The following is a 13,512-nucleotide window of genomic DNA, read 5'->3' on the forward strand; positions in this document are numbered from 1 at the left end:
TATAGATACTTTGGCGCTATTGGCGGGATTGCCAGATAAGCTGTAAAGGAGGGTTAGCAATGGGAATTAAAAAGTTTAAACCAACTACGCCTGGTAGAAGAAATATGACTGGGCTTTCATTTGAAGAAATTACAAAGAAGGAACCTGAAAAGTCATTGGTTATAACACTAAAGAAGCATTCAGGTAGAAATAGCTACGGTAGAATAACTGTACGTCACAGAGGCGGCGGTTACAAGATAAAGTACAGAATTATAGACTTCAAGAGAGATAAGGATGGTATTCCAGCAAAGGTAACTGCTATAGAATACGATCCAAACAGAACAGCAAATATAGCACTTCTTACTTATGCCGATGGAGAAAAGAGATATATACTTGCTCCAAATGGACTATCAGTAGGCGATACAGTAATGTCAGGTGAAAATGCTGACATTAAGGTAGGAAATGCTCTAAAACTTAAGGACATTCCAGTAGGTACAATGATTCACAACATAGAATTAAATCCAGGAAAAGGTGGTCAATTAGTAAGAGCAGCTGGTGCGGCAGCTCAGCTAATGGCAAAGGAAGGTAAGTATGCACAAGTTAGACTACCATCCGGAGAAGTTAGATTAGTAAGACTTGAATGTAAAGCTACAATTGGTGTTGTAGGAAATGCAGAACACGAACTTGTTATAATAGGTAAAGCAGGTAGAAAGAGACATATGGGTATCAGACCTACAGTTAGAGGTTCTGTAATGAACCCAGTTGACCACCCACACGGTGGTGGTGAAGGTAGATCACCAATCGGACGTCCATCACCTGTTACTCCTTGGGGTAAACCAACTCTTGGATATAAGACAAGAAAGCATAAGAAGTATTCAGATAAATTAATAGTAAAGAGAAGAAAGTAATATAAGGGGCAGGGCTAAGCTCTGCTTCCTAATGTTAACTTATGCGAAGGGAGGCACGAATTAATATGGGTAGATCATTAAAAAAGGTCCATTTGTAGAAGAAAGACTTTTCAAAAGAATACTTGAAATGAACAAAAGCGGTGAAAAGAAGGTAATAAAGACTTGGTCAAGAAGTTCAACAATATTCCCACAAATGGTTGGACACACAATAGCTGTATATGATGGAAGAAAGCACGTTCCAGTTTATATTACAGAAGATATGGTAGGACATAAGCTTGGGGAATTTGCACCAACAAGAACTTACAGAGGCCATGATGACACAGAAAAGAAATCAAAAGTTAGATAATGAAGGGAGGGCGCATTCATGGAAGCAAGAGCACATGCAAGATATATAAGAATGTCTCCAAGAAAAATAAAGGTTGTTCTTGACCTAATAAGAGGCAAGAAGGTTAATGAGGCTTTAGCAATACTAAAGCACACTCCAAGGGCAGCAGCACCTGTTGTTGAAAAACTACTTAAGTCAGCAATAGCAAACGCTGAAAACAATCACAATATGGATGTAACTAAGTTATTCGTTGCAGAAACATATGCAAACCAAGGACCAACACTTAAGAGATTTAGACCAAGAGCTCAAGGAAGAGCTTACAGAATAAGAAAAAGAACTAGCCATATTACTATGGTATTAAAAGAAAGAGCATAAAGCATAACCAGAAGGAGGGTTAATAGTGGGACAAAAAGTAAATCCACATGGATTAAGAGTTGGAGTTATTAAAGACTGGGATGCTAAATGGTTTGCAAATGATAAGGATTTTGCAGACTTACTAATAGAAGATAACAAGATAAGAGAATTTATAAAGAATAAGCTATATGCTGCAGGAATTTCAAAGGTTGTTATCGAAAGAAAAGCAAACAAGTCAGTTAAGGTTAATATACACACTGCTAAGCCAGGTATAGTAATCGGAAAAGGCGGTCAAGGTGTAGAAGAACTTAAGAATGAAATTGCTAAGATGACTGGAAAGAACATACTTATAAACATAGTTGAAATAAAGAATCCAGAAATAGATGCACAACTTGTTGCAGAAAATATAGCTGCTCAAATAGAAAAGAGAGTTTCATTCAGAAGAGCAATGAAGCAAGCTATATCAAGAGCAATGAAGTTCAATGTAAAGGGTATTAAGACTGCTGTTTCAGGAAGACTTGGTGGAGCTGAAATGGCAAGAACTGAAAGATATCACGAAGGAACTATTCCACTACAAACTTTAAGAGCGGATATTGATTACGGATTTGCTGAAGCTCATACAACTTACGGAAAAATAGGTGTTAAGGTTTGGATATATAAGGGAGAAGTTCTTGGAAAGAAAAAGGAAGTTATCGAAACTGAAGAAGCTGCTAACAACTAATGTAACGGGAAGGAGGAAAATACCATGTTAATGCCTAAGAGAGTTAAGCATCGTAAGGTGCAACGTGGAAGAATAAAAGGAAAGGCTACAAGAGGTAACTTTATAGCATACGGAGATTATGCTATAATGGCAACAGAAGCTGGATGGATAACAAGCAATCAAATAGAAGCTGCCAGAATAGCAATAAACAGACATGTAAGAAGAGGCGGAAAGCTTTGGATAAAGATATTCCCAGATAAGCCAATAACAAAGAAACCAGCTGAAACACGTATGGGTTCAGGTAAGGGTTCACCAGAATACTGGGTAGCAGTAGTTAAGCCTGGTAGAGTATTATTTGAATTATCAGGGGTTGCAGAAGAAGTTGCAAGAGAAGCAATGAGACTTGCATCACACAAGCTTCCTGTAAAAACTAAGTTTGTTACAAGAAGAGACTTCGAGATGGGTGGTGAAGTAAATGAAGGCTAATGAATTAAAGGCACTACGTGAAAGCAATCTTCAAGAATTAAATAAAAAGGTTATGGATTTAAAAGCTGAACTTTTCAACTTAAGATTCCAACTTGCCACAGGACAGCTTGAAAATCCAATGAGAATAAGAGAAGTTAAGAAGTCAATCGCACAACTTAAGACAATAATAAGAGAGAAAGAACTAGTAGAAGCAAATAAATAATGAAGGGAGGTACTTCCTGTGGAAAGAGGACTAAGAAAGGTTAGAATAGGTAGAGTTGTATCTGATAAGATGCAAAAGACAATAGTAGTTGCTGTTGAAGATAAAGTACGTCACCCATTATACGGAAAGACTGTTAACAGAACAAAGAAGTTTAAGGCACACGATGAAAACAATGAAGCTAAAATCGGTGATATTGTAAAGATAATGGAAACAAGACCATTAAGCAAGGATAAGAGATGGAGACTTGTTGAAATAGTTGAAAGAGCAAAATAATTGGTTGTGAAAGGAGGGCTTTTATATGATTCAGCAACAAACCATACTAAAGGTTGCAGATAACTCTGGCGCTAAGGAAATTATGTGTATCAGAGTATTAGGTGGTTCAAAGAGAAAGTATGGAAATATAGGAGATATAATAGTTGCTAGCGTTAAAAGTGCAACACCCGGAGGTGTTGTTAAAAGGGAGACGTTGTTAAGGCAGTTATCGTAAGATCAGTAAAAGGAACAAGAAGACCAGATGGTTCATATATAAGATTTGATGAAAACGCAGCTGTTATAATAAAGGATGATAAAACACCAAGAGGAACAAGAATTTTTGGACCAGTTGCAAGGGAATTAAGAGATAAGGAATTTACAAAGATACTATCACTTGCACCAGAAGTTCTATAATGCAAGGAGGTGGCTAAAGTGACAATGCCTAAGGTACATGTAAAAGAGGAGACACAGTTGTTGTAATAGCAGGAAAAGATAAGGGTAAGGTAGGAGAAGTTCTAAAGGTTCTACCAAAGAAGAATAGAGTAATAGTAAAAGGTGTTAACATGATATCAAAGCATGTTAAACCAAGTATGGCAAATAGAGAAGGCGGAATAATAAAGACAGAAGGAACAATACACGCATCAAACGTTATGCTTTACTGCACAAAGTGCAATAAGGCAACAAGAGTAGCATACAAGTTCTTAGAAGACGGAACAAAGGTAAGAGTATGCAAGAAGTGCAATGAGACTTTCTAATCCTGAAAGGAGGTACACTAGATGATTCCAAGACTTAAGGAAAAGTATGAGAAAGAAGTGGTACCAGCATTACGCGAAAAGTTTGGATATAAGAGCATAATGGAAGTACCAAAAATAGAAAAGATCGTTATCAATATGGGTGTTGGTGACGCTAAGGATAATTCAAAACTATTAGATGCGGCAGTAAATGACTTAACTTTAATAACAGGACAAAAGCTGTTGTTACAAGAGCTAAGAAGTCAATAGCAAACTTCAAGCTAAGACAAGGAATGCCAATAGGATGCAAGGTAACTTTAAGAGGAGCAAAAATGTATGAATTTGCTGATAAACTATTTAATGTAGCTCTTCCAAGAGTTAGAGACTTCAAGGGAGTTTCAAATAAGGCATTCGATGGTAGAGGAAACTATACTTTAGGAGTTAAGGAACAATTAATATTCCCAGAAATAGAATATGATAAGGTAGAAAAGCTAAGAGGAATGGATATTGTGTTTGTAACTACTGCAAAGACTGACGAAGAAGCAAGAGAACTATTAAGACTTCTTGGAATGCCATTCGCTCAATAATAAAGGAGGGAAAACTGTGGCACGTAAAGCATTAGTTGAAAAGTGGAAGAGAGAACCTAAGTTCTCAACTAGAGCATATACAAGATGTAGAATATGTGGTAGACCACACGCTGTTCTAAGAAAGTACGGAATATGCAGAATTTGCTTTAGAGAACTAGCTTATAAAGGACAAATTCCAGGTTGTAAGAAGGCAAGCTGGTAATGATAAATGAAAGGAGGCAGAAAATATGGTAATGACTGATCCAATTGCAGATATGCTAACTCGTATAAGAAACGCAAATATAGCAAGGAAAGACTTTGTTGAATTTCCTGCTTCAAAGATAAAGAAGGCCATAGCACAAATTATGTTAGAAGAAGGTTATATATCTAACCTTGAAGAATATATGGACGGGTCAGTTCCAATGTTAAGAGTAACTCTTAAGTATGGACAAAACAAAGAAAGAGTTATAACTGGTGTTAGAAGAATATCAAAGCCAGGTCTTAGAGTATACGCTCAAAAGGACAATATACCAAAGGTGCTTGGAGGATTAGGAACAGCTATTCTTTCAACATCAAAGGGAATAGTAACTGATAAGGTTGCAAGAAAAGAAGGAGTAGGCGGAGAAGTTATCTGTTATATATGGTAATATAAACGAATGGAGGTGCAGTCATGTCAAGAATAGGAAGATTACCTATTGCTGTTCCTCAAGGAGTAACTGTTACTGTTGATGCAAACAACCTTGTAACAGTTAAAGGTCCAAAAGGAACTCTAACAAGGCAATTTAGCAAATTAATGAATATAAATGTTGAAGACGGAAAAGTTGTAGTAACAAGACCAAACGATGAAAAGAAGTCAAGAGAGCTACACGGTCTAACAAGAACATTAATTAACAATATGATAGTTGGTGTTACTCAAGGATATCAAAAGGCACTTGAACTTGTAGGTGTAGGTTACAAGGTTCAAAAGCAAGGAAAGAAGCTTGTAATTAATGTTGGATACTCACATCCAGTTGAAATAGAACCAGTAGAAGGAATTGAGTTTGATGTACCAGCAGCTACACAAATAGTTGTTAAGGGTATAGACAAGGAAGTTGTTGGTCAAGTAGCTGCAAGAATAAGAAGCGTAAGAGAACCAGAACCATACAAAGGAAAGGGAATCAAGTACGTTGACGAAGTAATTAGACGTAAGGAAGGTAAGACAGGTAAGAAATAATAGAAGGGAGTGAGCGACATGATAAATAAGCCATCCAGAAGCGAACAAAGGGAAAAGAGACACCTAAGAGTTCGTAAGAAGGTTTATGGTACTGCTGAAAGACCAAGATTAAATGTATATAGAAGTGAAAAGCATATATATGCACAAATTATAAATGATGAATTAGGAGTAACACTTGTTGCAGCTTCATCACTTGATAAAGAACTTAAAGGAAAGCTTGAATGTGGTAGCAACAAAGAAGCAGCAAGAGTTATAGGAGAACTTGTTGCAAAGAGAGCCCTTGAAAAGGGAATTAAGAAGGTTGTATTTGATAGAGGCGGATATATATATCATGGTAGAGTTAAGGAACTTGCAGAAGCTGCAAGAGAAGCAGGCCTTGACTTCTAATTGAGAAGGAGGGAAATAGATGAGAATCGATCCTAGCAAGTTAAACCTTAAAGAAAAGGTTGTATATATAAACAGAGTTACTAAGGTTGTTAAGGGTGGTAGAAACTTCAGATTCAGTGCTCTTGTAGTTGTAGGAGATGAAAAGGGTCACGTTGGTGTAGGAATCGGTAAGGCTGTTGAAGTTCCAGAGGCAATAAGAAAAGGAATAGAAGATGCAAAGAAGAACCTAATAGAAGTTTCACTAACTGGAACTACAGTACCACACGATGTAGTTGGTGAATTTGGTGCTTCAAGCGTACTTATAATGCCTGCAAACGAAGGTACAGGAGTTATCGCAGGTGGTCCTGTACGTGCAGTGCTTGAGCTTGCTGGAATTAAGGACGTTAGAGCTAAGTCTCTAGGTTCAAACAATCCAAGAAATATGGTAAATGCAACAATAAACGGACTTTCCAAGCTAAGAACTCCTGAACAAATAGCAAAGCTTAGAGGAAAGACTGTTGAAGAGATATTAGGATAAGAGGGGGATTTACATGGCAAAGTTAAAAGTAACATTAGTAAAAAGCACAATAGGAAAAAACCTGACCATGTAGCTACTGTTAAAGCCCTCGGTTTAAGAAAGATAGGTCATACAGTTGAGCATCAAGATACTCCTGCAATCAGGGGAATGATAAATAAAGTAAATTACATGTTAAAAGTTGAAGAAATGTAATGAGGGAGGTGCTAAAATGAAGCTACATGAATTAAGACCAGCTCCCGGTTCAACAAAGGAGCCTAAGAGAAAGGGTAGAGGTACAGCTACAGGACAAGGTAAGACAGCTGGTAGAGGACAAAAGGGCCAAACTTCAAGATCAGGTGGTGGAGTAAGACCAGGATTTGAAGGAGGTCAAATGCCACTACACAGAAGACTACCAAAGAGAGGATTTACAAATAAGTTTGCTAAGGAATACACAGAACTTAATATAGAAGTTTTAAATAAATTTGAAAACGGAACAGAAGTAACACCAGAACTTCTAAAGGAAGCTAAGATAGTTAAGAATGTAAGAGACGGTATAAAGATATTAGGCGAAGGAACTTTAACAAAGAGCTTAACAGTAAAGGCTCATAAGTTCACAAAGTCAGCTATAGAAAAGATAGAAGCTGCCGGAGGAAAAGTAGAGGTGATTTAATTATGTTTAAGACCTTACGTAATGCTTGGGGGTACCAGAACTAAGAAAGAAATTGCTTGCAACTCTGTTCTTGTTATTAGTATTCAGGGCAGGAGTATTTATTCCTGTTCCTGGAGTTAGAACAGATGTTGTAAAGCAGATGGTAGAGGGAGGTCTGTTTCTGGGTTTCCTCGATATAATATCAGGTGGAGCTTTTAAAGATTTTAGTATTTTTGCATTAGGTGTAGTTCCATACATCAATGCATCCATTGTATTCAGCTTGTTAACAATAGCAATTCCAAGCCTTGAACAGCTTTCAAAGGAAGGCGAAGAGGGTAGAAAGAAAATTGCAGAATATACAAGATATGCAGCACTAATATTTGCTGCAATACAAGGTTTAAGCATAAGCTTGTATTTAAGAAACAATGGTGCACTTGCACAAGAAGGTTGGACACAAATTATTATTATTATAATAACCCTAATCACAGGAACAATTTTCTTAATGTGGTTAGGTGAAAAAATGACAGAGTACGGTTTGGGTAATGGAACATCACTAATAATATTCTCCGGTATATTAGCAAGGATACCAGCTATGATTGCTCAGTTAACTATATTAGTTAAGGGACAATCAGTTAACATTATACAAGTAGTTCTATTCTTAGTATTTGCACTTGCATTAGTTGTTGGTGTTGTTACTATGGACTTGGCTGAACGAAGAATACCTGTGCAATATGCACAAAGAAAAGTTGGAATGCGTATGTATGGAGCACAAAGTACGCATATACCAATAAACGTTAACTCAGCTGGTGTTATTGCTATAATATTTGCAATGTCAGTAATGCAATTTCCTCTTGTAATTTCACAACTTACTTTGCCACCAACAAACAAGTTTAGAATGTTATTTGAAGCAGGATGGTTAAGTCCAAAGTATCCACTATATCCAATTATTTATGTAATACTTATTGTATTCTTCACTTGGTTCTATACTACAGTAACATTTAAACCAGATGAAGTAGCACAAAACTTACAAAAGAGTGGAGGATTTATTCCTGGACTTAGACCAGGTAAACCAACTGAAGAGTTCTTAACAAGAGTTATAAATAGAATGACTATTATTGGTGGTATATTTGCTTCAATCGTAGCAGTTACTCCAATTATATTAAGCCAAGTAAGTAATCTTGGACAATTACAATTTGGTGGTACTGCATTACTTATTGTGGTTGGTGTAGCATTAGAAATAGATAAACAGTTAAAAGCAAACCTTGTGATGAGACACTACGAAGGTTTCTTGAAATAGAGTAAATGGAGTTGATTTAAATGAAAATAGTGCTTCTTGGACCACCTGGGGCGGGAAAAGGAACACAAGCAAAGCTGATAGTTCAAAAATATAATATACCTCACATATCAACAGGTGATATATTTAGAAAGAACATAAAAGAAATGACGCCTCTGGGCATCAAGGCCAAGGAATACATTGACAAAGGACAATTAGTTCCTGATGAGTTAACTGTTGAAATAGTAAAGGATAGGATAAAGGAAGACGATTGTAAAAATGGATTCCTATTAGATGGTTTTCCAAGAACAGTTGCTCAGGCTGATGCATTAAATGAAGTGTTAGCAGATTTAGGAACCAAGTTAGACTATGTTATAAATATTAAAGTAGATGAGAATAATTTAATAGAAAGACTTTCTGGTAGAAGAGTTTGTCCTAAGTGTGGAGCAAGTTTCCACGTAGTATTTAATCCTCCAAAGGTTGATGGAGTATGTGACTATTGTGGAGCGGAAGTTGTACAGAGAGCAGACGATTCTGAAGAGACAGTTAAGAATAGACTATCAGTTTACAATAAACAAACTCAACCACTTATAGATTACTATACTAATAATGGATTAATTATAAATATAAACGGTGAACAGGATATAAATGATGTTTTTGCAGAAATATGTAGTGTATTAGGGAGCGACAAGAAATGATTTATTTAAAGTCTGATCAAGAAATTGAAATGATGCGAAGAGCAGGACAAATAGTCGCTGAAACTCTTCTAATATTAGAAGAGGCAATTAAACCTGGTATCACCACTAAAGAACTTGATAGAATAGCAGAAGAATTTATAATAAGCTGTGGAGCCCGTCCTTCATTTAAGGGTTACCACGGGTTCCCAGCAACAATTTGTACTTCAGTTAATGAAGAAGTAGTACATGGAATTCCGGGAGAGCGAGTACTGAAGGAAGGCGATATAATAAGTGTTGACTGCGGTGCTTTTTATAGAGGTTTTCATGGTGATGCAGCAAGGACCTTCCCAGTAGGTAAGGTAACTCCCGAAGCCCAAAGACTAATTGATGTTACCAGGGAAAGTTTTTGAGGGAATCAAATATGCAAATGTAGGCAACAGATTAGGAGATATATCAGCAGCTATTCAGGAATATGTTGAAAAGAATAATTTCTCTGTTGTACGTGACTATGTAGGTCACGGCATAGGAAGGAAATGCACGAAGAACCAGCAGTTCCAAACTACGGTAAAAAGGGAAGAGGCATTAAACTGCAAAGAGGTCTTGTATTAGCAATAGAACCTATGGTTAATATGGGAACGTATGCAGTTAAGGAGTTAGAGGATGGCTGGACAGTTATAACATATGATAGAAAGCTGTCTGCACATTATGAAAATACTGTTGCTATACTTGATAATGGTCCTGAAATTCTTACTTTGAAAAAATAGAGGTGGAATATATGGATAATATTGCCCTGGGACAAATAGTTCATTCGAGAGCAGGTAGAGATAAGGGTAGATACTTTGTAGTAGTAGGAATTGTAGATGAAAACTATGTTCTTATTGCAGATGGTGATTTAAGAAAGATAGAATCACCTAAAAAGAAGAAGATTAAACATCTTGTTTTTCACGATAAACTTGCAGTAGACATAGTTGAAAAAATAAAAACAAACCAACGCATCACCAATGCAGACCTTAAAAAACTTTGCAGTCAATGGGTTTATTATAAGGAGGTTAGATTAGCCTATGGCAAAAGAGGATGTAATTGAATTGCAGGGTACTGTTATAGAAGCATTACCTAATGCAATGTTCCAAGTGGAGTTAGAAAATGGCCACAAAATACTCGCTCATATATCAGGTAAGTTGAGAATGAATTTTATAAGAATACTTCCAGGTGATAAGGTAACAGTTGAAGTTTCACCTTATGACTTAACTCGTGGTAGAATTATATGGAGAGGAAAGTAAGGAGGGATAGCCAATGAAGGTTAGACCATCAGTTAAGCCAATTTGTGAAAAGTGTAAAATAATAAGAAGACACGGTAGAGTTATGGTTATATGCGAAAACCCAAAGCATAAGCAAAAGCAAGGTTAATTTTGCGCGGCTGCACTGAAGGCTTAATCGCTTCGGTGATTTATATATTAAAGTTCAATGTGTTTTTAAGTAAAATACAGGAGGTGTAAAAACTCAATGGCAAGAATAGCTGGTATAGATTTACCAAGAGAGAAGAGAGTAGAAATAGCACTAACATACATCTATGGTATTGGTAGACCAAGTGCTAACAAGATTCTTGAAGCTACAGGTGTAAATCCAGATACAAGAGTTAAGGATTTATCAGAAGAAGACGTTAACAAACTAAGAGAATATATTGATAAGAACTTTGTTGTTGAAGGCGACCTAAGAAGAGAAGTAGCTCTTAACATAAAGAGATTAATGGAAATAGGTTGCTACAGAGGACTAAGACACAGAAGAGGTCTTCCAGTAAGAGGACAAAGAACTAAGACAAATGCAAGAACAAGAAAAGGACCAAGAAGAACAATTGCTAATAAGAAGAAAGCAGGAAAGTAATAAAGGAGGGACAGTGAATGGCGGCTCAAGCAAAGGCTAAGAAGGTTAGAAGAAAAAGAGAGCGTAAACATGTTGACCGTGGAGCGGCACACATCAAGTCAACATTTAACAATACTATAGTAACTATAACTGATACAGCAGGAAATGCTATTTCTTGGTCAAGTGCTGGTGCACTTGGATTTAGAGGTTCAAGAAAGAGCACTCCATTTGCAGCACAAATGGCAGCAGAAACAGCTGCAAAGACTGCAATAGAACACGGAATGAAGTCAGTTGAAGTTTATGTAAAGGGACCTGGAGCGGGTAGAGAAGCTGCTATAAGAGCTCTTCAAGCAGCTGGACTTGAAGTTAGCCTAATAAAGGATGTAACTCCAATTCCACACAACGGTTGTAGACCACCTAAGAGAAGAAGAGTTTGATGATTGGAGGTGTAAAGAATGGCAAGATATTCAGGACCATCATGTAAATTATGTAGAAGAGAAGGAGTTAAGCTATATCTTAAGGGAGATAGATGCTACTCAGAAAAGTGTGCATTAGCAAGAAGACCATATGCACCAGGACAACACGGACACAACAAGAAGAAGCTAACTAACTATGGTGTTCAATTAAGAGAAAAGCAAAAGGCTAAGAGAATTTACGGAGTACTTGAATCACAATTCAGAAAGTACTACGAAGAAGTTGATAGATTAAAGGGAATCACAGGTGAAAACCTACTAAGACTTCTTGAACTAAGACTTGATAATGTAATATTCAGACTTGGATTTGCAAGCTCAAGAGCAGAAGCAAGACAATTAGTAAGACACGGACACTTTACTGTAAATGGTAAGAAGGTAAATATACCATCATACCAAGTTAGAGTAAATGATGAAATAGCTGTAAGAGAAAAGAGCAGATCAAGCGAAAAGATAAAGGCTCTAATGCAAGTTGAAACTAATGTTCCAAAGTGGTTAACTGTTGATAAGGAAAATATGGTAGGTAGAGTAGTATCACTTCCACAAAGAGAGGACATTGATATACCAGTTAACGAAACATTAATAGTTGAGCTTTACAGCAAGTAATTTAGTGTAGAATTATTTGCCCTCGCAAGTTGATACTTCTAAATAAAGGAGGGTTAAATTAATGTTAGAAATAGAAAGACCAAGAGTTGAATGTGTTGAGAAATCCGAAGATGGTTCATATGCAAGATTTGTTGTTGAACCACTTGAAAGAGGATACGGAACAACCCTGGGTAATGCTATGAGAAGGATTCTGCTGTCATCACTTCCAGGTGCAGCAGTAACTTCTGTTAAAATAGATGGGGTTTTACACGAGTTCTCAACTATACCAGGTGTAAAGGAAGATGTAGTTGAGTTAATACTTAACCTAAAGAGTCTAGCAATTAAAATGGACGGCGAAGGAACTAGAACTGGTGTAATTGATGTTAAGGGGCCAGCAGTAGTTACAGGAGCGGATATAAAGGTTGATGGAGATGTTGAAATAATCAATTCAGATCACGTACTTGCAACAGTAAGTGAGTCTGGAAGATTATATGCTGAGAATAACTATAGGTAAAGGTAGAGGTTATGTTTCAGCTGATAAGAATAAGCATCCGGGTCAACCAATTGGTTTGATTCCAGTAGATTCAATCTACACACCTGTTAAGAGAGTAAACTATACTGTTGAAAATACACGTGTAGGACAGATTACAGATTATGATAAGTTAACTCTTGAGTTATGGACTAACGGAACTATAAAGCCAGAAGAGGCAGTTAGCTTATCAGCAAAGATATTAATTGAACACTTTAAGCTTTTCCTTTCACTAACAGACTTAGCTGATAAAGTAGAAATAATGGTTGAAAAGGAAGAAGAAAAGAAGGATAAAGTTCTTGAGAATGACAATAGAAGAGCTTGATTTATCAGTTAGATCCTACAACTGCTTAAAGAGAGCAGGAATAAACACAGTTCAAGAACTTGTAAATAAAACAGAAGATGATATGATGAAGGTAAGAAATCTTGGAAAGAAATCATTAGAAGAAGTTCAACAAAAGCTTGAAGCACTTGGACTTAGCTTGAAAAAGAGCGAAGAATAGGAGGGATTTTCAGTGGCAGGATATCGTAAGCTAGGACGTCCAACTGACCAAAGAAAAGCTATGCTAAGAAATCTTGTAACAAGCTTTTTAAGTCAGAGGACGGTAGAATAATAACAACTGAAGCAAGAGCAAAAGAAGTAAGAAGTCTTGCTGAAAAGATGATAACTCTTGCAAAAAGAGGAGACCTACACGCAAGAAGACAAGTTCTTGCTTTTATAACTGAAGAAGAAGTAGTAGCAAAGCTATTCTCAGAAGTTGCACCAAAGTACGCTGAAAGAAACGGTGGATACACAAGACTAATAAAGATGGGTCCAAGAAGAGGCGACGCAGCAGAAATGGTTATACTTGAATTAGTGTAATAAAAAAG

21 protein-coding genes and 7 pseudogenes are annotated in these 13,512 nt (G+C 36.7%); all 28 read left to right on the forward strand.

The annotated features are described in order from the left end of the window. Positions 1-59 precede the first annotated feature (59 nt). The 28 genes and pseudogenes from rplB to rplQ all read left to right on the forward strand — a co-directional run bounded on the left by rplB (position 60) and on the right by rplQ (position 13,504). Positions 60-887 carry a 50S ribosomal protein L2 gene (gene rplB, locus PL321_RS09845; RefSeq protein WP_273961904.1) on the forward strand — a complete coding sequence of 276 codons (828 nt, stop codon included), beginning with the start codon at positions 60-62 and terminating at the stop codon, positions 885-887. Positions 888-960: 73 nt separating this feature from the next. Beyond that, a complete protein-coding gene (gene rpsS / locus PL321_RS09850; RefSeq protein ID WP_273964513.1) occupies positions 961-1,233 on the forward strand; it encodes a 30S ribosomal protein S19 in 273 nt (90 codons plus the stop codon). Between the two features lie 18 nt (positions 1,234-1,251). Then, complete coding sequence (gene rplV, locus PL321_RS09855) at positions 1,252-1,587, forward strand: 50S ribosomal protein L22 (protein ID WP_273961905.1); 336 nt, start codon at positions 1,252-1,254, stop codon at positions 1,585-1,587. A 25-nt stretch (positions 1,588-1,612) separates the two neighbouring features. Continuing rightward, positions 1,613-2,287: a 30S ribosomal protein S3 gene (gene rpsC / locus PL321_RS09860; RefSeq protein WP_273961906.1), complete on the forward strand. Its 675-nt coding sequence runs from the start codon at positions 1,613-1,615 to the stop codon at positions 2,285-2,287. Between the two features lie 24 nt (positions 2,288-2,311). Continuing rightward, the gene (gene rplP / locus PL321_RS09865; protein WP_027309131.1) at positions 2,312-2,752 is read left to right on the forward strand and encodes a 50S ribosomal protein L16; all 441 of its coding nucleotides are present in this window, start codon (positions 2,312-2,314) and stop codon (positions 2,750-2,752) included. After that, on the forward strand, positions 2,742-2,954 hold the full coding sequence (rpmC, locus tag PL321_RS09870; RefSeq protein ID WP_027309132.1) for a 50S ribosomal protein L29: 213 nt from the start codon (positions 2,742-2,744) through the stop codon (positions 2,952-2,954). The genes rplP and rpmC overlap by 11 nt, the downstream gene beginning before the upstream one ends. Before the next feature lie 18 nt (positions 2,955-2,972). Beyond that, complete coding sequence (gene rpsQ, locus PL321_RS09875; protein ID WP_273961907.1) at positions 2,973-3,227, forward strand: 30S ribosomal protein S17; 255 nt, start codon at positions 2,973-2,975, stop codon at positions 3,225-3,227. Positions 3,228-3,252: 25 nt separating this feature from the next. Next, positions 3,253-3,620: pseudogene (gene rplN, locus PL321_RS09880) on the forward strand (50S ribosomal protein L14). Positions 3,621-3,685: 65 nt separating this feature from the next. Then, positions 3,686-3,961: a 50S ribosomal protein L24 gene (rplX, locus tag PL321_RS09885; protein ID WP_273964514.1), complete on the forward strand. Its 276-nt coding sequence runs from the start codon at positions 3,686-3,688 to the stop codon at positions 3,959-3,961. 21 nt (positions 3,962-3,982) lie between these two features. Then, a pseudogene (rplE, locus tag PL321_RS09890) lies at positions 3,983-4,524 on the forward strand (50S ribosomal protein L5). A gap of 16 nt (positions 4,525-4,540) precedes the next feature. After that, the gene (locus PL321_RS09895) at positions 4,541-4,726 is read left to right on the forward strand and encodes a type Z 30S ribosomal protein S14 (protein WP_027309136.1); all 186 of its coding nucleotides are present in this window, start codon (positions 4,541-4,543) and stop codon (positions 4,724-4,726) included. 25 nt (positions 4,727-4,751) lie between these two features. Continuing rightward, on the forward strand, positions 4,752-5,150 hold the full coding sequence (gene rpsH / locus PL321_RS09900; RefSeq protein WP_273961908.1) for a 30S ribosomal protein S8: 399 nt from the start codon (positions 4,752-4,754) through the stop codon (positions 5,148-5,150). A 23-nt stretch (positions 5,151-5,173) separates the two neighbouring features. Further along, complete coding sequence (gene rplF / locus PL321_RS09905; protein WP_273961909.1) at positions 5,174-5,716, forward strand: 50S ribosomal protein L6; 543 nt, start codon at positions 5,174-5,176, stop codon at positions 5,714-5,716. An 18-nt stretch (positions 5,717-5,734) separates the two neighbouring features. Next, positions 5,735-6,103, forward strand: a complete 369-nt coding sequence (rplR, locus tag PL321_RS09910; protein ID WP_273961910.1) for a 50S ribosomal protein L18 — start codon at positions 5,735-5,737, stop codon at positions 6,101-6,103. A 19-nt stretch (positions 6,104-6,122) separates the two neighbouring features. After that, entirely contained in the window at positions 6,123-6,620 is a 498-nt protein-coding gene (gene rpsE / locus PL321_RS09915) for a 30S ribosomal protein S5 (RefSeq protein ID WP_273961911.1), read from the forward strand. A 13-nt stretch (positions 6,621-6,633) separates the two neighbouring features. Next, a pseudogene (gene rpmD / locus PL321_RS09920) lies at positions 6,634-6,812 on the forward strand (50S ribosomal protein L30). A gap of 16 nt (positions 6,813-6,828) precedes the next feature. After that, entirely contained in the window at positions 6,829-7,269 is a 441-nt protein-coding gene (rplO, locus tag PL321_RS09925) for a 50S ribosomal protein L15 (RefSeq protein ID WP_273961912.1), read from the forward strand. A 2-nt stretch (positions 7,270-7,271) separates the two neighbouring features. Next, a pseudogene (secY, locus tag PL321_RS09930) lies at positions 7,272-8,545 on the forward strand (preprotein translocase subunit SecY). Positions 8,546-8,565: 20 nt separating this feature from the next. Next, a complete protein-coding gene (locus PL321_RS09935; protein WP_273961913.1) occupies positions 8,566-9,219 on the forward strand; it encodes an adenylate kinase in 654 nt (217 codons plus the stop codon). Then, positions 9,216-9,962, forward strand: a pseudogene (map, locus tag PL321_RS09940) (type I methionyl aminopeptidase). The gene PL321_RS09935 and the pseudogene map overlap by 4 nt, the downstream one beginning before the upstream one ends. An 11-nt stretch (positions 9,963-9,973) precedes the next feature. After that, entirely contained in the window at positions 9,974-10,282 is a 309-nt protein-coding gene (locus PL321_RS09945) for a KOW domain-containing RNA-binding protein (protein ID WP_273961914.1), read from the forward strand. Then, complete coding sequence (gene infA, locus PL321_RS09950) at positions 10,260-10,478, forward strand: translation initiation factor IF-1 (RefSeq protein ID WP_273961915.1); 219 nt, start codon at positions 10,260-10,262, stop codon at positions 10,476-10,478. The genes PL321_RS09945 and infA overlap by 23 nt, the downstream gene beginning before the upstream one ends. Before the next feature lie 13 nt (positions 10,479-10,491). Next, the gene (gene rpmJ / locus PL321_RS09955; protein ID WP_018663678.1) at positions 10,492-10,605 is read left to right on the forward strand and encodes a 50S ribosomal protein L36; all 114 of its coding nucleotides are present in this window, start codon (positions 10,492-10,494) and stop codon (positions 10,603-10,605) included. Positions 10,606-10,701: 96 nt separating this feature from the next. Then, positions 10,702-11,079, forward strand: a complete 378-nt coding sequence (gene rpsM / locus PL321_RS09960) for a 30S ribosomal protein S13 (protein ID WP_273961916.1) — start codon at positions 10,702-10,704, stop codon at positions 11,077-11,079. Between the two features lie 17 nt (positions 11,080-11,096). Next, the gene (gene rpsK / locus PL321_RS09965; protein ID WP_027309149.1) at positions 11,097-11,495 is read left to right on the forward strand and encodes a 30S ribosomal protein S11; all 399 of its coding nucleotides are present in this window, start codon (positions 11,097-11,099) and stop codon (positions 11,493-11,495) included. An 18-nt stretch (positions 11,496-11,513) separates the two neighbouring features. After that, entirely contained in the window at positions 11,514-12,134 is a 621-nt protein-coding gene (rpsD, locus tag PL321_RS09970; RefSeq protein ID WP_273961917.1) for a 30S ribosomal protein S4, read from the forward strand. Positions 12,135-12,195: 61 nt separating this feature from the next. Then, positions 12,196-13,145, forward strand: a pseudogene (locus PL321_RS09975) (DNA-directed RNA polymerase subunit alpha). 12 nt (positions 13,146-13,157) lie between these two features. Then, a pseudogene (rplQ, locus tag PL321_RS09980) lies at positions 13,158-13,504 on the forward strand (50S ribosomal protein L17). Positions 13,505-13,512 lie beyond the last annotated feature (8 nt).

Origin of the sequence: Caloramator sp. mosi_1, from assembly GCF_028622835.1 — a bacterium.
Lineage (GTDB): Bacteria > Bacillota > Clostridia > Clostridiales > Caloramatoraceae > Thermobrachium.